This is a genomic window from Nonomuraea sp. NPDC052129 (genome assembly GCF_040680095.1).
In the GTDB taxonomy this organism is placed as follows: domain Bacteria; phylum Actinomycetota; class Actinomycetes; order Streptosporangiales; family Streptosporangiaceae; genus Nonomuraea.
In genome coordinates, this window is record NZ_JBFAVX010000001.1 from 664895 (window position 1) to 686615 (window position 21721).

At 70.3% G+C, this 21721-nt stretch carries 19 protein-coding genes; 8 read left to right on the plus strand and 11 right to left on the minus strand.

The window, feature by feature from the left end; all coding sequences use genetic code 11:
* Window positions 1-79 precede the first annotated feature (79 nt).
* Complete coding sequence (locus tag AB0L53_RS03065) at window positions 80-1402, minus strand: NYN domain-containing protein (RefSeq protein ID WP_363989434.1); 1323 nt, start codon at window positions 1400-1402, stop codon at window positions 80-82.
* A 153-nt stretch (window positions 1403-1555) separates the two neighbouring features.
* Between AB0L53_RS03065 and AB0L53_RS03070 the strand changes: the two genes are divergently transcribed.
* Entirely contained in the window at window positions 1556-2632 is a 1077-nt protein-coding gene (locus AB0L53_RS03070) for a phosphotransferase family protein (RefSeq protein ID WP_363989437.1), read from the plus strand.
* Here the strand turns inward: AB0L53_RS03070 and AB0L53_RS03075 are convergent.
* Window positions 2607-3269: a response regulator transcription factor gene (locus AB0L53_RS03075; protein WP_363989439.1), complete on the minus strand. Its 663-nt coding sequence runs from the start codon at window positions 3267-3269 to the stop codon at window positions 2607-2609. The genes AB0L53_RS03070 and AB0L53_RS03075 overlap by 26 nt on opposite strands.
* The gene (locus AB0L53_RS03080; protein ID WP_363989443.1) at window positions 3266-4462 is read right to left on the minus strand and encodes a histidine kinase; all 1197 of its coding nucleotides are present in this window, start codon (window positions 4460-4462) and stop codon (window positions 3266-3268) included. Before AB0L53_RS03080 ends, AB0L53_RS03075 begins: the two co-directional genes overlap by 4 nt.
* 110 nt (window positions 4463-4572) lie before the next feature.
* Here AB0L53_RS03080 and AB0L53_RS03085 point away from each other — a divergent pair, with 110 nt between their 5' ends.
* Genes AB0L53_RS03085 through AB0L53_RS03095 form a run of 3 tightly spaced genes read left to right on the plus strand, consistent with a single transcriptional unit; the run spans window position 4573 to window position 6913 of the window.
* On the plus strand, window positions 4573-4800 hold the full coding sequence (locus AB0L53_RS03085) for a hypothetical protein (protein ID WP_363989446.1): 228 nt from the start codon (window positions 4573-4575) through the stop codon (window positions 4798-4800).
* Window positions 4797-5321, plus strand: a complete 525-nt coding sequence (locus tag AB0L53_RS03090; RefSeq protein WP_363989449.1) for a PH domain-containing protein — start codon at window positions 4797-4799, stop codon at window positions 5319-5321. Before AB0L53_RS03085 ends, AB0L53_RS03090 begins: the two co-directional genes overlap by 4 nt.
* Window positions 5318-6913, plus strand: a complete 1596-nt coding sequence (locus tag AB0L53_RS03095) for a PH domain-containing protein (protein WP_363989452.1) — start codon at window positions 5318-5320, stop codon at window positions 6911-6913. The genes AB0L53_RS03090 and AB0L53_RS03095 overlap by 4 nt, the downstream gene beginning before the upstream one ends.
* A 303-nt stretch (window positions 6914-7216) precedes the next feature.
* Here AB0L53_RS03095 and AB0L53_RS03100 read toward each other — a convergent pair whose 3' ends face one another.
* The 3 genes from AB0L53_RS03100 to AB0L53_RS03110 all read right to left on the minus strand — a co-directional run bounded on the left by AB0L53_RS03100 (window position 7217) and on the right by AB0L53_RS03110 (window position 11784).
* Window positions 7217-8737: a hypothetical protein gene (locus AB0L53_RS03100; RefSeq protein ID WP_363989455.1), complete on the minus strand. Its 1521-nt coding sequence runs from the start codon at window positions 8735-8737 to the stop codon at window positions 7217-7219.
* A 76-nt stretch (window positions 8738-8813) separates the two neighbouring features.
* Window positions 8814-10298 (minus strand): serine/threonine-protein kinase, encoded by a 1485-nt coding sequence (locus AB0L53_RS03105; RefSeq protein WP_363989458.1) that lies wholly within the window; start codon window positions 10296-10298, stop codon window positions 8814-8816.
* On the minus strand, window positions 10288-11784 hold the full coding sequence (locus tag AB0L53_RS03110) for a serine/threonine-protein kinase (RefSeq protein WP_363989460.1): 1497 nt from the start codon (window positions 11782-11784) through the stop codon (window positions 10288-10290). The genes AB0L53_RS03105 and AB0L53_RS03110 overlap by 11 nt, the downstream gene beginning before the upstream one ends.
* A gap of 86 nt (window positions 11785-11870) precedes the next feature.
* Between AB0L53_RS03110 and AB0L53_RS03115 the strand changes: the two genes are divergently transcribed.
* Window positions 11871-13571 carry a DEDD exonuclease domain-containing protein gene (locus AB0L53_RS03115; RefSeq protein ID WP_363989463.1) on the plus strand — a complete coding sequence of 567 codons (1701 nt, stop codon included), beginning with the start codon at window positions 11871-11873 and terminating at the stop codon, window positions 13569-13571.
* A gap of 9 nt (window positions 13572-13580) precedes the next feature.
* Entirely contained in the window at window positions 13581-13868 is a 288-nt protein-coding gene (locus tag AB0L53_RS03120) for an Lrp/AsnC ligand binding domain-containing protein (protein ID WP_225298448.1), read from the plus strand.
* Window positions 13869-14267: 399 nt separating this feature from the next.
* Here the strand turns inward: AB0L53_RS03120 and AB0L53_RS03125 are convergent, their stop codons facing one another.
* The 4 genes from AB0L53_RS03125 to AB0L53_RS03140 are packed head-to-tail and all read right to left on the minus strand — an operon-like array spanning window position 14268 to window position 18503.
* Window positions 14268-15920 (minus strand): ubiquinol-cytochrome c reductase cytochrome b subunit, encoded by a 1653-nt coding sequence (locus AB0L53_RS03125; protein WP_363989466.1) that lies wholly within the window; start codon window positions 15918-15920, stop codon window positions 14268-14270.
* A complete protein-coding gene (locus tag AB0L53_RS03130) occupies window positions 15917-17029 on the minus strand; it encodes a Rieske 2Fe-2S domain-containing protein (RefSeq protein WP_363989469.1) in 1113 nt (370 codons plus the stop codon). Before AB0L53_RS03130 ends, AB0L53_RS03125 begins: the two co-directional genes overlap by 4 nt.
* Window positions 17026-17838 carry a c-type cytochrome gene (locus tag AB0L53_RS03135; RefSeq protein WP_363989472.1) on the minus strand — a complete coding sequence of 271 codons (813 nt, stop codon included), beginning with the start codon at window positions 17836-17838 and terminating at the stop codon, window positions 17026-17028. The genes AB0L53_RS03130 and AB0L53_RS03135 overlap by 4 nt, the downstream gene beginning before the upstream one ends.
* A gap of 14 nt (window positions 17839-17852) precedes the next feature.
* Complete coding sequence (locus AB0L53_RS03140; RefSeq protein WP_225298440.1) at window positions 17853-18503, minus strand: heme-copper oxidase subunit III; 651 nt, start codon at window positions 18501-18503, stop codon at window positions 17853-17855.
* 197 nt (window positions 18504-18700) lie between these two features.
* Here AB0L53_RS03140 and AB0L53_RS03145 point away from each other — a divergent pair, with 197 nt between their 5' ends.
* On the plus strand, window positions 18701-19099 hold the full coding sequence (locus tag AB0L53_RS03145) for a hypothetical protein (protein WP_363990350.1): 399 nt from the start codon (window positions 18701-18703) through the stop codon (window positions 19097-19099).
* 9 nt (window positions 19100-19108) lie between these two features.
* Entirely contained in the window at window positions 19109-20155 is a 1047-nt protein-coding gene (gene trpD, locus AB0L53_RS03150; RefSeq protein WP_358538615.1) for an anthranilate phosphoribosyltransferase, read from the plus strand.
* A gap of 172 nt (window positions 20156-20327) precedes the next feature.
* On the opposite strand, the gene AB0L53_RS03155 is transcribed toward trpD, so the two are convergent.
* The gene (locus tag AB0L53_RS03155; protein ID WP_363989476.1) at window positions 20328-21611 is read right to left on the minus strand and encodes an Ig-like domain-containing protein; all 1284 of its coding nucleotides are present in this window, start codon (window positions 21609-21611) and stop codon (window positions 20328-20330) included.
* Window positions 21612-21721: the final 110 nt, after the last annotated feature.

Below are 21721 nucleotides of genomic sequence, written 5' to 3' on the forward strand. Positions count from 1 at the left end.
CGCCTCCAGGGGAATATATCTGGGGCGAAATGGTACAGAAGTGGCGGGTGTGCTTTCACCCTAACAACCGATTCGTAATCTACGCGCGGCCCAGCCTGCGCAGCAGCAGAGCCGACGGAACCGGTCTGGCTCCCATGCGCCTGACGGACTCGGCCACCTCGCGGTCGGAGGAGACCACCGCCATGGCCCGGCCGGGCGGCTCGGCGCGGACGAGCTGGCGGATCAGGTCGTCGGCGATCTCGCCGGGCGCGCTGAAGAGCACCCGCACGCCGCGCGGCGCCACCACCTGGACGGGTGCGTTGAGCTCGGCGCCGTCGAAGACCACGGTCACCTCGACCCTGGTCTGCGCGACCAGCCCGCCGAGGCCGGTCATCAGCCGGTTGCGCTGGTCGGCCAGGGTCAGCGTGCCGTAGCCGGTCTTGGTCACGTTGTAGCCGTCGATGATCAGGTGCACCTGCGGCAGCGCGAGCAGCTGGTCGAGCAGCTGCGGGTCGTCGTCGGCCAGCGCGCGGGCGGGCACGCCCCTGACGCCGGGGCGCTCGCCCGTGAGCGCGGCCACCGAGTCGGCGGGCCTGCTGATCACGGTGGGCAGGGCCAGCTCCCTGCGCAGCCCGGCGGAGGCGTCCTGGAGCGCGTCGAGCAGCACCCTGACGCGGGCGTCCTCGATGCTCCTGCCCTCACGCGCGGCCCGGCGCGAGGCTTCGAGCTGCTTCTCCACATCGGCCAGCCGCTCGCGGAGCCGGCGCAGCTCGGACTCGCCCGCGCTGCCCGCGGCCGTGGCGGCGGACTTGGCGTCGTCGGCCGCGTGCTCCATCTCCTCGGCGCGGCGCACGGCCGCCTTGCTCCGCTCGCGGGCCTCGTGGAGCTTGCGGCGCAGGTCGGAGTTCTCGGCGCGGGCCGCCCTGAGCTGCTCGCGAAGCCGGTCGGACTCGTCCTTGGCGGCGCTCTTCTGGGCGGCGAGCTGCTCGCGCAGCCGGGTCACCACCTCTTCGCGCTCGGTCCCCTCGGCCGCGACCGCCGACTGCTCGAGATCGACCCGGGCGGCCTCGACCATCTCCGCCCAGCCGACGGGTCGCGTCAGATAGGCCGCGGCGGCCACCAGCACGGGGTCGGCGGCGGGTGGCACGTTGCCCTCGATCAGCGAAGCGACGAGCTCGGGCCATCCGGCGGCCACCGACTCGGCGACCACCTCGCGGAACTCTTTGTCGTTCTCCAGCTGGGCGGCGATGGGCGCGCTGCCCAGTTTGGCGCGCTTGCGCGGGTCGAACTTGGCGATGCCGCGCAGCGGCGGCGGAATCGTGGCAGCGGGCATGGACCCGAGGACCTGCGCCGCCAGATCGACGACGTTGAGTCTCACCTGCTCGGGAAGCGGGCGAGACAGACCTTCACCCGCTGAACTCATCCCACGGTCCCTTCGTGACATGCCCTTTCAGACAAGGGTACGGCTGTCGTGTACCTGACCGTAACGGCAGGTTTCATATGGACAAGCGCTTGCTAGGGGTATACGACTGGGCCGGGACCCGCGTTCACCCGGTGTTCATCCAGGAGGCCCACCGTGACGGACGAGATGCGCACCTCCACCCGTGACCTGGAGGAACTGCACGATCGGCTGGGAATCTGGCTCAGCGGGCGAGTTGACCGGTCGGTGACGGTGTCCGAGCTGTCGAGGCCCATGGAGAACGGCATGTCCAGCGAAACGCTCTTCTTCACCGCGTCCTGGCCCGGAGAGCGCGTCCGGTGCGTGGCCAGGATGGCGCCCGCCCAGGAAGCGGTGCCCGTCTTCCCTTCCTATGATCTGCGGGCCCAGTTCGAGATCATGCGCTCGGCCAGGGAGAAAGCTGGAATTCCAGCACCCAAAGCCCTCTGGTTCGAGCCCGACCCCGGCCCGCTGGGCACTCCCTTTTTCATCATGGAACGGGAGGATGGTGACGTACCGCCCGACGTCCTGCCGTACACCTTCGAGGGCTGGATGCTCGACGCGGCGCCGCATGATCGGCGTCGGCTGCAGGACGCGACAGTGGCGATCGTGGCCGCGCTGCACGACGCGCCGTTCACCGAGCGGGACCTGGCCGTACTCCCGGAGGGCGGGCTGCGCCGCCACGTGGACGGGCAGCGCGCCTATTACGAGTGGGCGCACGGCGGGATGCGGATCCCGCTGCTGGAGCGGGGCTTCGACTGGCTGGAGGCGCACTGGCCGCGCGACCCTGGGCCCGACGTGCTCTGCTGGGGCGACGCCCGCATCGGGAACGTGATGTATCGCGACTTCAGGCCGGTGGCGGTGTTCGACTGGGAGATGGCCGCGGTGGGGCCGCGCGAGCTCGATCTGGCGTGGATGATCTTCCTGCACCGTTTCTTCCAGGACATTACCGAGGCCATCGGCATGCCCGGAATTCCCGACTTCATGCGACGCGACGACGTTTGCGGGAAATATCGGGAGCTGACGGGCTATCAGGTGCAGGACATGGAGTTCTACGAGATGTACGCGGCGCTGCGGCACGGGGCCATCATGGCCAGGGTGTGGCAGCGCCGGATCCACTTCGGCGAGCTGCCCATGCCGGACGACCCCGACGACCTGGTGCTGCACCGGGCCACGATCGAGCGGATGCTCAAAGGCTGGCGTCGTACACCGTGAGCGCGATCTGCACCCGGTTGTTGAGGTCCAGCTTGGTGAGGATCCGCGAGACGTGCGCCTTCACCGTGGCCACGCTCATGTAGAGCTCGCGGCCGATGGCGGCGTTCGACTTCCCCTGGCCGACCGCCAGCGCCACGTCGCGCTCGCGCTCACTGAGCTTGGCCAGCAGGTCACGGGCCCTGTCCGTACGCCGGCCCGCGCCGCCGCCGTCCTCGGAGACGTGCGTGATGAGCTGGCGGGTCACAGCGGGCGACAGGATCGGCTCGCCGGCCGCCACCTTCCGGATCGCCTCGACCAGCTCGCGCGGCGGAATGTCCTTCAGCAGGAACCCCGCCGCCCCCGCGCGCAGCGCCCGCACCACCTGGGCGTCGGCATGGAAGGTGGTCAGCACCACCACCTCGGGCGGCGACTCGGCGGCGCGCAGGGCCTCCGTCGCGGTGAGCCCGTCGACGTCGGGCATCCGGATGTCCATCAGCACCACGTCGGGCCGGTGCGCGGCGATCAGCGGCGGCACCTCGGAGCCGTCGCCCGCCTCGGCCACGATCTCGATGTCGCCCGTCCCGCCGAGGATCATCGACAGTCCGGCTCGCACCAGGGCGTCATCGTCGACGATCAGCACGCGGATCGGCGCGGTCATGCGTCCTCCTGGGAAGTCTCCACCGGCCAAGGTAACCAGGCGCGCACCAGGAAGTCGCCTTCGCGGGTCGCGCCGTGTTCGAGTCGCCCGCCCGCGAGCTGGGCCCGCTCGGTCAGGCCGATGAGCCCGGCGCCGGCTCCGGGGATGCGCGTGCTCTGGCGTACCCGGAGCGGGTTGCGGACCTCGGCCGTCAGGCCCGCCCCCGGAGCACCGGCGACGGTGACCGTCACGGGAGCGCCGCTCGCGTGCTTGCGCGCGTTCGTGAGTGCCTCCTGGACGATGCGGTAGACGTTGCGGCCCAGTCCTTCCGGCGTGTCACCGGCGTCGAGCGCGAAGTCCACCTCCATGCCCGCCTCATGGCACTCCTCGATCAGCGGGGGCAGGTCGGCCAGCGTGGGCTGCGGGCGGTCGGGGACGGGGTCGCCGGCCGCGGGCGCCGAATGGCGCAGCACGCCGATCACCTCGCGCAGGTCCTGCAGCGCGTGGTGGGCGCTGTTCCTGATCGCCCCGGCGGCCCTGGCGATCTCCTCCGCGGGTGCGTCCGGCCGGAACTCCAGCGCGCCCGCGTGCAGGCTGAGCATGGAGATGCGGTGCGCGAGCACGTCGTGCATCTCCCTGGCGATCCGCTCGCGTTCGAGCCGCTTGGCCTCCTCCGCCGCGCTGTCGGCGCGCTGCCTGAGCGACCAGACGAGCTGCCGCCTGGCCCGGACCACGATGCCCCAGGCGAACACGGTCAGCACGATGGCCGCCCCGAAGACGTTCTGCCCCAGCAGGCCCAGCTCCTTGTCGGGCCTGAGCATGGAGAACGGGATCAGCGTCAGGATGCCGAGCAGTGCGACCGGCCCGGAGATCTTGAACGGCCGGTGCACCGCCACGGTGAACAGGGCGACGACCGCGGGCCCGCCCACCAGCGTCAGATAGATCGACAGCACCGTGGTCACCAGCGCCAGCCCGACCGGCCACCTGCGGCGCAACCACACCGCCGCGCAGGCCAGCGCGCCGACCACCTGCTCGATCGCCACCACGGGCGTCGGCTGCCCCTCCAGGTCCGGCATGCTCAGCAGAGCCAGCCCGCAAGCGGCCAGGAACATCAGGACGTCGACGATCCAGTCGCGGGTCGAGCGCCGCACCGGACGCCGCTCGACGCCGTCCCCCAGCAGGACTGAGGGCAGCAGCCACCGGTATTCCGTCACGTTCCACGAGGTTAGAGCCTGCCCGGGCTCAAGGACAGCGACCAAAGTCGATGGTCGCCGAGACCTACGGCCGACGCGGCGGGCATCGCGGGCGCGGAACGCTGGATGGCATGAAGGTGATATTGGACCTGTTGGGCTGGCTGCTGGTGGCGCAGGGCGTCGGCGGCGTGGTCAACACCCTGCTGGGCTGGTGGCGGTGGGCCCACGACCTGCTGCTGGTCAACATCCTGCCGTTCCTCCACGGCCGCGAGATCTTCGCCGCCATCGTGATCGGCGTGCTCGGGCTGGTGCTGCTCGCGGCGTCGGCGTCGATGCGCAAGACGGAGAACCTGACGTGAGCACCGCCGCGCGACCGCGCGAGCCAGACGTGAGCACGACCACGCTGCGTCCGCCGCGCAACCAGGCCGACAGGCGGGCGATCTCCTGGTGGACGGTCCAGGCGATGATCCTGGCCGTGCCGGTTTCCGCCGCCTCGGTGGCGGCCTACTGGCTGTTCACCGACCGGTCCGTCTGGCCGGGGATCGTGACGGCCGTCTTCGCGGCGGCCTGCCTGCTGCTGGCGGTGGCCGCGCCACGCGCGTACTACCGGGTGGAGCGCTGGGAGGTCACCGGCGAGGCCGTCTACACGCGCAAGGGCTGGCTGACCCACACCTGGCGGGTCGCGCCGATGTCGCGCATCCAGACCGTCGACACCGCGCGGGGGCCGGTGCAGCGGCTGTTCGGGCTGGCGGACGTCACGGTGACCACGGGCTCGGCGGCGGGCGCGATCAAGATCGAGGCGCTGGACCACGAGCTGGCGGCCGAGCTGGCGCGGCGGCTCACCGCGATCACCCAGGCGACGCCGGGAGACGCGACGTGAGCTGGCGGAAACTCTCCTCACGGAGCCTGGGCGCGTCGGCGGTGCTGTCGCTGGCCATCGTGGTGCCCGCGGTGACCGTCCTGGTGCGCACGCTGATCGGGCTCGACTGGTCACTGGGCGCCACGGTCGCGGCGGGCGCGGGCGCGGCGGTGCTGATCGTGGCCGGGGTCCTGGCGTACGACGGGGCGCGGCTCCGCTCAACCCGGTGGCGGCTCACCACGGAGCGCCTGGAACTGCGCTCGGGCATCGCCGTACGGCAGCACCGCTCGATCCCGCGCGACCGCGTGCGCAGCGTCGACCTCACGGCGGATCCGGTACGGCGGGTGTTCGGGCTGACCGTCGTCAAGGTCGGCACCGGAGAGCACCCGGGCGAGGGGACCGAGCTCACCCTGGACCCGCTGCCCAGATGGGAGGCCGAGGAGCTGCGCCGTACCCTGCTGCGGACCGGCGATGTCCCGCTCGCCGACGACGGCGCGGTGGCGGAGCTGCGGTGGGCCTGGATCAGGTACGCGCCGCTGTCGGTGTGGTCGTTCGCTGGCGGCGCGCTGGTGCTGGGGGCGCTCTACAAGCTGCTCGACGCGTTCGGCGTGAACCTGTTCACCACCGGGACGGCGACGGGCGCCTGGGACTGGGTCACCGGGCAGCCGTGGCTGGCGGTGCCACTGCTCGTGGCCGCCAACGTGGTGATCGGGGTGGCGGGCGCGCTGCTGCTGTTCGCCGAGTCGTGGGGACGCTACCGGCTGGAGCGCGAGCCGGGGCGGCTGCGGCTGCGGCGCGGGCTGCTGACCAGCCGGTCGCTGACGCTGGAGGAGCGGCGGCTGCGCGGCGTGGAGATCAGCGAGCCGCTGCTGCTGCGGCTGGGCGGCGGAGCACGGGTCAAGGCCGTCGCCACCGGGCTGCGCAAGGCGGCCGAGAACGAGACGGAAGACGTGGCCGCGCTCACCCCACCACTCCCCCGCGCACTGGCCGAACAGATCGCCGAACGCGTCATGGGCCTGGGACGGCCCGGAGCGGGGGCCTCGCGGGCGGAGCCGGGGCAGGCCGCGACGTCGACCGCGGTGGGCCCATGGCGAGCCGGGCTGGTGGCGCATCCTGCGGCGGCCAGACGCAGACGCCTCGTTCGCGCGGTCGTCACCGTCGTGGTGCTGGCCGCGTTGGCCGGGGTGCCGCCGCTCCTCTGGACGTGGCAGGCGGGCTGGATCTGGCCTGCGGTCGTGCTGATCATCGGGCTCCCGACCGGCCTCTGGCTGGCTGCCGACGCCTACCGGGGGCTCGGCCACGCGCTCGGCCCGCACCACCTGATCACCAGGAAGGGCTCGGCCGCACGGCGTACGGTCGCGCTCGACCGGAGCGGCATCGTCGGCTGGACGGTCGAACAGTCGTTCTTCCAGCGCCGCGCCGGTCTGCTCACGCTCTCGGCGACGACGGCGGCGGGAGACGGGCACTACGACGTGGTCGACGTCGGCACGGGCGAGGGGCTCGACCTGGCGGCACGCGCCGTACCCGGCCTGCTGGAGCCCTTCCTCGCCGGGAAAAGCAGCGAGCCGCGGATCTCCCCCGGCTTGCCCATGCCCCTGTATTGGACAAGCTAGATCACGCGGCTCATTTGCTTTGCGGTCCCACGCTATTTGCCGCACTTGCAGCGCACTTGCAGAGCTGTAACCGTCGCCGTCAAGCTCCGGCCGGGTGGACGATCCGCGACGGTAGCTACATGCCGTGTGAGCCACGTGCCTCTGCGGAGAGCTGAGCGGCCCCCAGAGGTCCGGCGCGACGCCGGTCACGCCTGTGACCGTGAGCGAGCTCGCGATGCGCGACACTGGCCGCTGGGCGGCCTCAAGCGCCCAGTCAGGCCGGACGCCCGCCGTCGGGTCAGGCTGGGCGCGCCCGCTGCCCGGTCAGCTGCCGATCGGCTTCTTGGCCAGCTCGGCCAGGTACGTCTTGGCCAGGGACAGCGCCCCGTCGCGCGCTTCCTTGTCGGGCATCAGCTTGACCTTGGGCGAGTTGACGGGCTCGTCCTTGGGCCGCTCGGCGCCCGAGTAGTCCACCACGATCACCGTCGCCCCCTGCCGCAGCAGCACCGTGCCCGTGGAGGCGAACGTCTCGCCGTGCATGATCCGTACGTACTGGCTGAAGGCCGCCTCTCCCAGGCCCTTGACCTCGGTCAGCCCGCTCCATGAGATGCCGCCGATGGTGGAGCCCGCGTTGGTGCCGCGGCTGCCGCGCTGCCCCGTGTAGTAGGCACGCGCGGCCGGCGCGTCCTCGACGCCGGCGCGGTTGGTGAAGCGGTGCGTGGTGATCAGCGCGCTGCGGATCCGCTTGACGTCGGCGCCCACGGGGATGTCCAGGTTCAGCCACCGGCACTCGGTCTGCGCGTCGTTGCCCACCTCGGTGCCGCGGGCGCGCGGAGTGGGAGTGGGGACCAGCCGGCTGACCGGGTCTTTCATGGCCTGGCAGGCGGCCGGGAAGATGGCGAGGTTCGTGGGCGAGGGCGTCCCCTCGGGCTTGGGCGTGCTGGTGACGGCGGCCTTGTCCGGCTGGGCCAGCACGTTGGGGTGCTGCGCCTTCCAGGCCGCGACGCCCTTGGCGATGTGCCCGAGTACGGTGCCGGCCTCGCGGATCCCGTTGGCCTCGGTGACCGACTGGGTGGTCGCGTTGCTGAGGATCTGCGCGTCCTTGCGCTGCTGGTCGGCTTGGTACTTGACCCTGATCGTCATGTCGTCGACGCGGGCGTGGGCCTCGCCGAAGGAGTACCACAGCAGCTTGCCGGAACGGCGCCAGGTGTATTGGGCGAACGCGGCGTCACCGATGCCGGGCACATCCTTGACCGGGGAGACGTACTCCTTCTCCCCCTTCTTCGGTGTGGGCTTGGCCGTCTCGGCGTACTTGCCGCCGCCGTAGTCGATGTCGTAGGAGTTCTGGGCCATGGTCCGGCCGGTCTTGGCGCCGTCGCCGCGGTGCTGCTCGACACGGACGTCGATCTCCCGGCTGCGCCAGTATTCGCCGAACGAGATGCGGCGGTTGACCCAGTTGCAGGTGAAGCTGAGCGTGTAGTCGGAGTCGTTGGAGCCCTTGGACACCGTCGCTTGAGGCACGAGGCGTTCGGTCTCGCTCTTGGGCAGCATCGAGCACACGTCGAGCGCCGGCGCCGCCGCCGAGACGGGCGACTTGACCGGCTTGGCGCCGGTCGAGGGCGTGGAGCGGGCGACCTTCCCGTACACGATGTACGCGCCCGCGCCGCCCCCGATCAGCACGACCACCGCGACGGCCACCACGGGCAGGATCCACGACCGCCTGCGCGGAGGCGGAGGCGGGGGCGGCCCCCAGGGCGGTCCGGGCGGCATGGTCGGCTGCTCGAACTGCCTGCCCTGGATCGGATAGGGGTTGGTCGGCGGCTCGAACGCGCTACCGGGATTCACGAGGGACTCCTGAGGTTGCCCTGACTTGCGGGGAAACATGCTAGTGACACCACTTGCAAGATGCTTGCGAAGGGCTTCAGTTGCGCAGCGCCGCGGAGACCACGCGGGCGGACTCGATCGCCGTCTTCCTGTCGGCCGGGGAACTCGGCGGAACGTCCTCGCGGCGCAGGATGACCTCGCCCACGAGGTTACTCGTACGGAAGAGCAGCGTGCTGTCCGATCGGCCGGATTCGGTGCTGTTCATGTAGAGCTCGTAGGCGTCCTGGACGAACGCCGCCTCGCCCACGCCCGGCACGTCGGCCAGGGGGCCGACGGTCTTGCGGAAGACCGTGCCCTTCGCCGCCGCGCGGCTGCCGCGCTCGCTGTCGAACCGCAGCCGGGCCACGGCGGGGCCGCTGTAGTCGCCGTCGGGCTGCTCGGCCCTGGTCCGCACGGTGATCGAGCGGACGACCCGGGAGCCGTCGCGCACCTGCCACACGCACTCACCCGCCCTGGTGCGCTGCCGCTGCACCGCGCCCGTCGACGCCTGCCCGGGATCCTTCAGCAGTTGCCCGGCCGTTGCGTCACCGATCAGCCCGCACGGGTCGGGCGCCGCCGCGTAGCTGCCCGTCTCCTTCGGCCCGTTCAGTACGCTCACGCCGTACCAGCCGCCCACCCCCACCACGGCGACGGCGGCCAGCACGGCGGGCACGAGCCACCATCGGCGCCGGCGAGCACCGGAAGCGGACCCGAGCCCCCAGCGAGCACCAGGCGCGGGCACGCCGCTCAACCGTTCGCCGATCTGCTCGGCCGACGGCCGGGTCTCGGGGTCCTTGGCCAGCATGGCCATCAGCAGCCCGCCGAGCTCACGCCCCGCCCTGGCCGGGAACGGCGGGTCGTGCAGCAGCACCGCGGCGGCCACCGCGGCCGGCAGGGCACGCTCGAACGGCGGCCGGCCCTCCACCGCGGTGTAGAGGCTCGCGCCGAGCGACCACAGGTCGGAGGCGGGGCCGGCGGCATGCTCGTTCAGCCGCTCGGGGGCCATGTAGCCGGGCGAGCCCGCGGTGCCCCGCCGATCGCCCCGGCCACCCATCGGGGTCGCGATGCCGAAGTCGGTGAGCATGGCCGAGCCGTCGGCGTCGAGCATGATGTTGCCCGGCTTGACGTCCTGGTGCAGGATGCCGTGCGCGTGCGCCACCCGCAGCGCCGACAGCACCTGCGCCCCGATGCGGGCCACGGCCTGCGGCGGCAGCGGGCCGCGCTCCACGATGACCTTGTCCAGCGAGCGCCCGGCGACCAGGTCCATGACGATCCACGGCTGGTCACCGTCGAGCACCACGTCGTGGACGAGCACGATGGCGGGATCGCGCAGCCGCCCCGCGGACCTGGCCTCATGGATCGCCCGATCGGCGAACTCGGCCCGCTGGCTCGGCGTCAGCCCGGCCGGCACCCGCACCTGCTTGACCGCGACCTGCCGGTCGAGCGTCTGGTCGAGCGCCCGCCACACGGTGCCCGCGCCGCCTTCGCCGAGCCGCTCCACCAGGCGGTAACGGCCGGCCAGGAGGTAGAAGTCAGCCTGCACTGCGCAACGCCCGCTCGCTGGCCCGCGCGGCCTTCAGCGCCGACTGCCTGATGTCCTCGTCGGTGGGCTTGGTGGCGAGCGTGGTGTACTCGACGCTCACCACCAGGTTGGCCAGCCGGTAGTAGACGTGGGCGGAGTGCACCCGGCCCGATGGCCCGGTGAGTTCGAAGGCGAAGCCCTCCTCCCCGACGCCGGTGAGGGCGTGGACAGGCGTGCGCTTGGCCTTGAGTGAGTTCTTCACCCCGATCTCCGGCCAGGTCCAGTCGACCTGGTCGTACTTGGCCCAGTAGCGCTGCTGGTTGCCCAGCAGCGTGTGGGCCGTCACCGGAGTCATCGACCAGGGGTCGGGGGTGTCGGAGTCCTTCTGGAGCTGCAGCCCCACGCCGCTGCCCTGAACCGGCCAGCCGCACTTGGGGCCCACCTCGTCGGAGCCGGGCTGTGGCTTGGGCGGCTGCCGGGTGTTCAGCAGCTCGCCGATCTCGGCCTGGGCGAGGAGCGAGCACACGTTCATGGGGACGCTGAAGGCTTCTGGCACCTTGTCCTGATTTTTCACCACAAAGTAGGTGACGCCGACGGCGATCAGCAGCACCGCCACGGCGGCGGCGATCCAAACGATCGCCTTACCGCGGCGCTTCACCCGGCCGGGCGCGGTGAGATCGTGCTGCGTCGCGAGCCGGACCGTCCGCCCGGCCGCGACCTCCCCGAGCGCGTGCACGGCGGCCCGCGCGTCGAGGCGGGCGGCGGGATGGCGCGCCATCATGGCGGCGAGCACCGGCCCGATCGGGCCGGGCACGACCGGCGGCGGCAGCGTCAGCGTCGCCCTGATCCGCTCGGCCGGCGAGCCGCCGTAGGCCGGCCCGCCCGCGGCGGCCGTGAAAAGCGTGGCGCCGAGCGACCAGATGTCGCTGGCCGAGCCGCCCGGCTCACCCTCCAGCCGCTCGGGCGCGATGAAGCCGGGCGAGCCGATCATCAGCCCCTGCTCGGTCAGCGTCGCCTGCCCCTCCTGCCGGGCGATGCCGAAGTCGGTGAGCACCACCCGGCCGCCGTCGGTGAGGAAGACGTTGCCCGGCTTGACGTCGCGATGCTGCAACCCCTGCGCGTGCGCGTTGGACAGCGCGTCCATGACGCGCGCCCCGATGTCGGCGACCTGCTCCTGCGGCATCGCCCCGTGCTCCCGAACCGCGTCCGCGAGAGTACGGCCCCGCAGCAGCTCCATGACCAGCCACGGCCGCTCGTGCTCGACGATGACGTCGTGCAGCGCCACGATGCCCGGATGCCGCAGCCGGGCGGTCGCCTGGGCCTCGCGTACGGCCCGAGTCACGAGGTCGCCGCGCTCCTTGGCGGACAGGCCCTCGGGCAGCGTGAGCTCCTTGACCGCCACCTCGCGGTCAAGCATCTCGTCCCTGGCCAGCCACACCCTGCCCATGCCGCCGCTACCGAGCGGCCGCAGCAGTGAGTAGCGGCTGGCGAGTCTTCCCCCGGACATAAACGGAAGGGTAACTAAGGATCAAGCCAGACAGTTATTCGTTCGAAACTGATAACTGTCGGTCTACCTCTCTATGGTCTTGGTTCGTGGATCCGGTTCAAGGCACTCTCGACGAGCTCGGCACTCCGCTGAGCGACGTCACGTTCGTCGTGTTCGACCTCGAGACGACCGGGGGTTCCCCGGCCGATCACATGATCACCGAGATCGGCGCGGTCAAGGTGCGGGCGGGCGAGGTGCTCGGCGAGTTCTCCACGCTGGTCGATCCCGGCGGGCCGATCCCGCCGTTCATCTCCGTGCTGACCGGCATCACCGATGCCATGGTGGTGGCCGCGCCGCGCATCGAGTCGGTGCTGCCGGCCTTCCTCGAGTTCATCCGCGGCACGACCCTGGTCGCCCACAACGCGAGCTTCGACACCCGTTTCGTCAAGGCGGCCTGCGCGGCCCACGGCTATCCCCCACCGGCCAACCCGGTCGTCGACACCGTCGACCTGGCCCGCCGCGTGCTGACTCGTGACGAGACGCCCAACGCCAAGCTCGCCACGCTGGCCAGATTCTTCCGCAGCCCGACCGACCCCTGCCACCGCGCTCTGGAAGACGCCAAGGCCACCGTCCACGTGCTCCACGGGCTGATCGAGCGGGCCGGCTCCTTCCAGGTCCACACGCTCGAAGAGCTCAAGTCCTTCGTCCGCGCCCCCACGCCCGAACAGCAGCGCAAGCGCCACCTGGCCGAGTCGGTGCCCCACTCCCCCGGCGTCTACCTCTTCGAGGACGAACGCGGCGAGGTCCTCTACATCGGCAAGAGCACCAACCTCCGCAACCGCGTCCGCTCCTACTTCACCGCCGGCGAGACCCGCCCGCGCATCCGCGAGATGATCGGCATCGCCGAGCGGGTCCGCCACATCGTCTGCACCACCGCCCTCGAAGCCGAAGTACGCGAGTTGCGCCTGATCGGCGGCGCCAAACCCCGCTACAACCGCAGGTCGCGCTTCCCGGAGAAGGTCGTCTGGCTCAAGCTGACCGACGAGCCGTTCCCCCGGCTGTCGATCGTGCGCGAGCTCAAGGACGACGGCGCCGCCTACCTCGGCCCCTTCTCCAGCAGCCGCTCGGCCGACGACGCCCGCATCGCCCTGCACGAGGCGGTGCCGCTGCGCCAGTGCACGCAGCCGATCAGCCTGCGCACCCACCGCGCGGCCTGCGTCCTCTACGAGATGGGCCGCTGCGGAGCGCCGTGCGAGGGCAGGGAGAGCCAGACCGACTACGCGCTGCACGCCCAGGCCGCCCGCCGGGCCATGACCCTCGACGCCTCGTCCGTCTTCTCCGCGGTGTCGGCCCGCATGGAGCGCCTCTCGGTCGAGCAGCGCTACGAGGAGGCCTCCGTCGACCGTGACCGTCTCGCGGCCTTCGTCCGCGCCGCGGCCCGCATGCAGCGCCTCACGGCCATCACCCGCATCCCCCAGCTGGTCGCCGCCAGCCCGGCCTTCGACGGCGGCTGGGACATCCACGTCATCCGCTACGGCCGGCTCAGCGCAGCCGGCGTCATGCCACGCGGCGCCCACCCCGTCCCCTACGTCGAGTCCCTCGTGGCCATGGCCGAGAGCGTCATCCCCGGCCCCGGGCCCGTCCACGCGGCCAGCGCCGAGGAGACCGAGTGCATCCTGCGCTGGCTGGAGTCACCGGGGGTGCGCCTGGTGGAGGTCGACGGCGAGTGGAGCCTGCCCGCCCACGGCGCCGCCCGCCACAAGGCCCGCATCGACCTCGCCTATCGCGGCCTCGATCAGGGCCGCTAGAGTTGGCCCATGGTCACGGCTATCGTCCACATCAACGCCGAGGTAGACCGGATCCCGGAGGTCGCTCAGACGATCGCCGAGATCGAGGGGGTCAGCGAGGTCTACTCCATCACCGGCGAATACGACCTGCTGGCGATGGTCCGGGTGGCCGCCTACGAGCAGATCGCCGAGGTGATCCCGGGGCGCCTCAACAAGGTGGCCGGCGTGCTCCACACCGAGACTCACATCGCCTTCCGCACCTACTCCAAGCACGATCTCGACGCGGCGTTCTCGATCGGCTTCGGCGAAAGCGACTAGCTCCACTCACCGCGGGAAATCAGGCTTTTTTACGGCCGGCACGGTGAGCCCCGATGCGCGTGCGGGGCTGGGCCCTGTCCAGGGATACGGTCCTGAGGTGTGCGGGGCTGGGCGCCGTGACGAGACGGTGAGACCGTGGCTTCCGGCAACCCCTCACCGCACCCGCCATGCACCGCTGACCGCACCCGCCGTGTACCGCTCACTGTGCCCGCCGCGTGCGACCCACCGCGCCCGCCGCGTACAGTTCGATCTACTCGCCGTGCGGCAGCCGCTTGATCGCGCCGGACTCGACACCGTGCGAGACGACACCCGCGCGAGAGGGCATCGGCCCTGAAGACACCTGAAGACAAAAGAACGGGCCCGGACGGATGATCCGTCCGGGCCCGAACCGAAGAGAAACTACCGCGTCACGGAGTGGTCGTCGCCAGCGCCGATCGCCGCGTGCTCCTCCTCATGCTCATGCCCATGCCCGTCGTCGAGAGGAATCTTCTCCCCTCCGTACGCCTTGGACATCCGGGCGCGCAGCTTGCCGAGCGGACCACGCATCCCCTTCGGCGGGATCCCCGCGCTGTCAGGGGCGGCCGGCAGCATCAGCACCGGCTCCTTGCCCTGGACGTGCGCGGCGATGTCGTCGTCCGCCGGCGTGTGCAGCTCGATGTACTCGCCGTGCGGCAGCCGCTTGATCACACCGGACTCGACGCCGTGCGAGACGACACCCGCGTCGTAGCGCTGCAGGCCGAGGCAGATGCGATACGTGATCAGGTACGCCAGCGCGGGCAGTACGAAGATCAGCACCCGCCCCACGTACGTGGTCACGTTCAGGCTGATGTGGAAGTTGGCCGAGATCTCGTCGTTGGCGCCGAGCAGCCAGAGCACACCGTAGAACACGATGGCCGTCATGCCGATCGCCGTGCGGTGCGGGTTGTTGCGCGGGCGGTCGGCGATGTGGTGCTCACGGTTGTCGCCCGTGACCCAGCGTTCCAGGAACGGATAGAGCGCCAGGCCCGTCATGATGATGCCCATGGGCACCAGCGCCGGGATGATGACGCTGAGCGGCAGTGTCCCGGCATGGGACGCGCCGAACAGGTTGATCTCCCACGGCACCATGATGCGCAGCGCGCCTTCGAGGAAGCCCATGTAGAAGTCGGGCTGCGAACCGGCCGAAATGTCAGCGGGCGTGTAGGGCCCGAACAGCCAGATCGGGTTGATCTGGGCGAAGGTCGCCAACCCCGCCACCACCGCGAACGTGAACAGGAAGTACGCGCCCGCCTTGGCCATGAAGGCCGGGTAGAACGGTGCTCCCACCACGTTGTGGTTGTTGCGGTTCTTGCCGGGCATCTGGGTGTGCTTCTGCGTCCACATGAGCACCATGTGGGCGGAGACGAGCGCCAGGATGATGCCCGGGATGAGCAGGATGTGCAGTGAGTAGAACCGGGAGATGACATCCTCACCCGGATATTCCCCGCCGAACAGGAAGAACGTGACGTACGTGCCGACCAGCGGCAGCGAGATCGCCACACCCTCGGTGATCCGCAGACCGGCGCCCGACAGCAGGTCGTCAGGCAGGGAGTAGCCGGTCAGACCCTCGGCGAGCGCCAGCGTCAGCAGCCCGACGCCGATCAGCCAGTTGAGCTCGCGCGGCTTGCGGTAGGCGCCGGTGAAGAACACCCGCAGCGCGTGCACCATCATGCCGGCCACGAACATCAGGGCCGCCCAGTGGTGCATCTGCCGCATGAGCAGACCACCCCGGACGTCGAAGCTGAGCTCCAGCGACGACGCGTAGGCCTGGGACATCATGACGCCCTTGAGCGGGGCGTACGACCCGTCGTAGGCGATCTCCGCCATGCTCGGCTTGAACCAGAACGTCAGGAACGTACCGGTCAGCAGCAGGATGACGAAGGAGTAGAGCGCGATCTCGCCCAGAAGGAACGACCAGTGGTCGGGGAAGACCTTGCGAAAGTTGCGCTTGAGGAAGTTGCCCGCGCCGAGGCGCTCGTCGAGGAAGTTCGACGGGCCCGCGATGGCCTTGGGTACGGTGGTCAGCTCGCTCATGCCTGGCCTCCCTTGGACCTGGCCTCGGCTTCGGCGTCGCCGCGCTCCCAGTAGCTGGGACCGGGCGGCACGTTGAAGTCCCCCTTGGCGACGAGGAAACCCTCACCGTCGACCGTGATCGGCAGCTGCGGCAGCGGCCGGGCGGCCGGGCCGAAGATGACCTTCGCTCCGTCGGCGGCGTCGAAGGTCGACTGGTGGCAGGGGCAGAGGATGTGGTGGGTGGTCTGCTCGTAGAGGGCCGCGGGGCAGCCCACGTGCGTGCAGATCTTGGAGTAGGCGACGATGCCGTCGTGCGTCCAGTTCTGGTTGACCCCGGACTTGATCTCTTCGGGGCGGAACTTGATCAGGATCAGCGTCGCCTTGGCCAGGGCGTTCAGGTCGTGCTGGTAGCCATCGGGCACCACCGACAGGATGCCGCCCGGCGAGTTGAAGTCGGCCGCGCGGATCGGCTGGCCGGTGCCCTCGACGACGAGCCTGCGCGGCTTGCCGTCCTTGGTCTTCTCACCCCAGACCGTGTGCCGCAGCGTCTTGTTGAAGGCGGCGCCGGGCATCTTGGAGTTGTCGAGGTCGCGCAGCAGCACCACCGGGAGCAGGCCCAGCGGCGCGGCCGCGAGCAGCAGCGTGCGGCGCAGCAGCTTGCGCTTGACGAACCCGCTCTCGTTGGCGCCCTGAATGAAGGTCTCGGCGACGACCCCCCGCTCCTCCTCGCCGGAGACCATGGGGTGGCGCTCCTGGACCAGGGAGTATTTCGGCATGATCATGCGGACCCAGATCACGATGCCGGAGGCCAGCCCCAGCAGCGCGATCGTCAGTGTGCCGCCGAGCGCCAGGTTGGACACGCCGGTGCTCTCCGGACTGCCGACCTGGAAGTAGACGTACGAGATGATGAACGCGATGGCCGCGAGGAACGTGATCGTGAAGCAGAGCGCCACGATCTTCTCGGCCTTGCGCGCCTTCTGCTCGTCCTGCAGCGTGACGCCCGGGATCTCTACCTCGACGTCCTCGCGTTCGGGGGCGCCGAGCATCGAGGTGCCCGGTGCGGGGGTGCCGATGACGCGCCGTGGAACGCGCTCGTCCGGCTGCTCGATCTCGTGCTCGTTGTCTGTCATGACTTCTGTCGCTTCTTCGCGGTGATCCAGATGGCGGCGAGGGCGAGGGCGCTGAGGCCCGCTATCCAAGCTACGAGACCTTCGGTGACCGGGCCAATACGCCCGAGGCCAAAACCTCCCGGGTCCTTCTGCTCGCGAACACTGGTGATGTAGGCGATCATGCTGCGCTTCTCTTCAGGCGTGATCGTCGAGTCGTTGAAGACCGGCATCGCCTGCGGGCCGGTGATCATGGCCTCGTAGATCTGCGTGGGAGACGCCTGGTTCAGGTTGGGGGCGTATTTACCCTGCGTCAGCGCGCCGCCCGCGCCGGCCCAGTTGTGGCACTGGATGCAGTTGGCGCGGAACAGCTCACCGCCCTTGCCCGCGTCGCCGAGCTTGGCGTCGACCTGCTCCTTGCCGGGCACCTGCGGACCGCCGCCGAGCGACTGCACGTAGGCACCGAGCTTGCGGATCGAGTCCGGGTTGACCCAGCTGTGCTCCGGCTTGCGCGGCGCCTGGGCGCCGGAGTCGGCCGCGGGCATGCGGCCCGTGCTCACCTGGAAGTCGACGGCCGCGGCCCCGACGCCGATGAGCGTGGGAGCCTTCCCGCTGATGCCCTGCGCGTTGAGCCCGTGGCAGCTGGAGCAGTGCAGCTCGAACAGGGCCTTGCCCTCGGCCACGTCGTCGACCCTGCCTGACGCGAGGGCCGCGTCAGCAGGCTTACCCACCTGAACAAAGGCGGTGTATGCCATCCCGACCAGCGCCAACGCGAAAATCAGGACGGCGTATCTCGCGAGGGGATGCCGCCGCCAAGCGGTGATCCTAGTCACAGAGATCCCGTTCCTTAACGAATAATGTAGATGGTCGCGAAAAGACCGATCCAGACGACGTCGACGAAGTGCCAGTAGTAGGACACGACGATGGCGCTGGTGGCCTGCTCATGCGTGAAGCGCTTCGCGGCGTACGTCCGTCCCAGCATGAAGAGGAACGCGATCAGGCCACCCGTGACGTGCAGACCGTGGAAGCCCGTCGTCAGGTAGAACACCGAGGTGAAGGCGTTCGCGGAAAGGGTCGCGCCCTCCTTCGCCAGCTCGCCGTACTCGTACAGCTGACCGGCGACGAAGACCGCGCCCATCAGGAAGCTCACGAGGTACCAGAAGCGGAGCTTGCCGACCTGCCCCTTCTCCGCGGCCCATACGCCCAGCTGGCACGTCACACTCGACAGGACCAGGATGATCGTGTTGACCGTCGCGAACGGGATGTTCAGGTGAGCGCCTTCGGCTTCCACGCCCTTCTGCAGGAGCGCGGGGCCCCACTCGAGGCCGTTGCCCTCGCTCACCGACCGGATGGTGAAGTACATCGCGAACAGCGCCGCGAAGAACATGAGCTCAGAGGACAGCCAGACGATCGTACCGACGCTGACCAGATTGGGTCTGCGGTACGGCTGTGCTGTCGTCGTCGAAGTTATTGCGGATGCTGTCGCCACGGGCAGCATTATTGCGGCTTCTGTGGGCGGTCCCGCGCACGACCCCCCCGTAAGCAGGAACAAACATGCCCGTAACCTCAAAAAATGAGGACAAAACGCCCGCCAGAGACGGCGGCCTGGGATTGCGGGCCGGGGCACCGGTACGATCCCAGGTGACCATACAGCTACGACCGATAGTGAGCGCGACCGTGAGCACCGACGACACGATGAGGGTCCTCGTCTACAGCGACGACGCCGCCACCCGTGAAGAGGTTCGGCTGGCGATCGGCCGGCGACCCGCCGCCGATGTCCCCCTCGTGGAGATCGTGGAGTGCGCCACCGAGCCCAAGGTTCACCAGTGGCTGGGCTCCGGCGAGATCGACGTGGCCATCCTCGACGGCGAGACCCAGCCCGCCGGCGGCATGGGCGTCTCGCGCCAGGCCAAGGACGAGGTCTACGACTGCCCGCCCGTCTGCCTGATCATCGCCCGGCGCGACGACCGCTGGCTGGCCGAGTGGTCCAAGGCCGACGCCGTGGTCCCGCAGCCGCTGGAGCCCATGGTCCTGGCCGACACCGTCGCCGACCTGATGCGCCGCCGCGCCTCGACCCGACTCAACGCGAAGTAGGTGCCTGCCGTGGATGCCCGGACGACCTGGCCCGCCCTGCTCTCGGCTCTCCTGTCGGGTGAGCATCTGACCGCCGATGAGACCTCCTGGGCGATGCGGGAGATCATGTCCGGCTCCGCGACGTCGGCCCAGATCGCCGGGTTCGCGGTCGCGCTGCGGGCCAAGGGCGAGACGGTGGCGGAGGTCGTGGGCCTGGCCCGCACCATGCTGGAGCTGGCCACCCCGCTCGACGTCGAGGGCCCGGTCGTCGACGTCGTCGGCACCGGCGGCGACCGCGCCCACACGGTCAACGTCTCGACGATGGCCGCCATCGTGGCCGCCGGCGCGGGCGCCCGCGTGGTCAAGCACGGCAACCGCGCCGCCTCCTCCTCGTGCGGCGCCGCCGACGTGCTGGAGCACCTGGGCATCCGCCTCGACCTGACGCCCGAGCAGACGGCCCTCGTCGCCCGCGAGGCGGGCATCGCCTTCTGCTTCGCCCCGGTCTACCACCCCGCGCTGCGCTTCGCCGGGCCGCCGCGCAAGGAGATCGGCGTCCCGACGGTCTTCAACTTCCTCGGCCCGCTCACCAACCCGGCCCGCCCCGCGGCCCAGGCCATCGGCGTCTTCGACAAGAACATGCTGCCGGTCCTCGCGGGCGTCTTCGCCGAGCGCGGCGTCTCCGCCCTGGTCTTCCGCGGCGACGACGGACTCGACGAGCTCACGATCGCCACGACCTCCACGGTCTGGATCGTCAAGGAGGGCGTCGCCACCCAGACCGTCTTCGACCCCTCCGTCCTCGGCATCCCCCGGGCCGACGCGGGCGCCCTCAAGGGCGGCGACGTCGACTTCAACGCCCAGGCGGTCCACGACCTCCTGCGCGGCAAGACGGGCCCGGTGCGCGACGCCGTGCTGCTCAACGCGGCGGCGGCCCTGGTGGCGCTGGACGGACCCGGCGACGACCTCGACGCGGCGATGATCGACGGCTACGCGCGCGCCGTCCAGGCCGTCGACTCCGGCCGCGCCGCCGCCACGCTGGACCGCTGGATAGAGACCAGCCGCTCCCTCCGCCCGGCGTAACCCCATCGGGACCCAACCGACCGCCGAACCCTCAAGAGGGCCGCAACGAGGGCTACAGGGACGTACAGAGGGCCTCAGCGGTAGAGCCCTTCCACGGGCCTTCAGGCGATAAGAGCTCTCAGCGGTTCAGGAGCGTTCAGCGGTTAAGGAGCGTTCAGCGGTTAAGGAGCGTTCAGCGGTTAAGGAGCATGGTGGGGGCGGCCTTGAGCGAGCTCCACTTGAGCCACTCCCGCCAGCTCTCCTGCCAGTGCCCCCACCCGTTGGTCGGCTCCAGCACCCGGGGCGAGCCCGTGATGATGATCGGGTCCCCGATCAGCGTGTTCTTGATGAACCAGGCCGCGTTCTCTGGGCTGACGTTCACGCACCCGTGGCTCACGTTCGCGTAGCCCTGCGAGCCGACCGACCACGGCGCGCTGTGCACGTACTCGCCGCTGTTGGAGATGCGCACGGTGTTGTAGACGGTCAGCTGGTAGTAGCCCGCCGAGCCGGGCCCGATGCCGGGTGAGGTCATGACGGTCACCGGCTCCCTGGACATGGCCAGGTGGATGCCGGAGGTCGTGTAGTACTTCCAGTCCCCGCCCTGGCCGGCGCTCATCGGCATGGTGCGGATCGTCTTGCCGTCGCGGCGGACCGTGAGCACGTGGACGTCGGTGCTGCCTTTGGTGATCTGCGAACGGCCGATCTTGAAGTCGAAGGCGAAGTCGCGCTTGCCGTACACGCCTTCGGCCCCCCGTACACCGGCCAGGTGGGCCTCCATGCGGACGTTGGTGTGAGCCGGCCAGTAGTGCAGCGGCCGGAAGTCCACGTGCCGGTCGTCGAACCAGTGCCAGGCGCCCTCGACCGGCTTCGAGCTGTGGATGACGAGATTGCGCTCGACCGCCACCCGGTCGGTGATCGGCTGGTCGAAGGTGATCATGACCGGCATGCCGATGCCGACCGTCAGGCCGGTGTCGTAGCGGTTCGGCGTCACCGTCTCGATGTCGAAGGTCTTGGTCGCCTTGACCGTCGAGAACGTGCTGGTGCTCTCGATCGGCTTGCCGTCGGCGCCGGCGGCGAGCGTGGTGATCGTGTACGTGGTGCCCGGCCTGGCGGTACGGGTGCTGCGCCAGGCGGTGCCATCGGCGCTGAGCACGCCCGGCAGTTCGCCCGCCTTGCCGCCGCCCTGGATCCGGACGCTCTTGAGGGTGCCGGACTGCGCGGTGACGACCACGGTCTGGTCCGTCGGGATATTTCCGGCTTTGTTGAGTGGATTCACCACCACGGTGGCCGCCACAGGCGGCTTCGCGACCCCCTCACCGACCGCGGCGGTCTGACCGGCCGCAGCCCCGGCGGCCGGACCACCGGTGGCGGCACCGGTCGCCCCGGCGCTTCCGGAAGGGTCGGTCTGGGTCCCAGAACACGATGTCAGCAGGGCCAGGGCCAGCAGCCCGGCGGATCCATGAGCCAAGCGCCCCACGTGCACTCCCCCGTCCGAGATCGATCCATTCCCCTCACTTGTTACCCTGAGTGCTTGATTCGTCACATCCGTGTACCGGTAAAGAACAACAAAAAGCGGGCGTCCTCTCC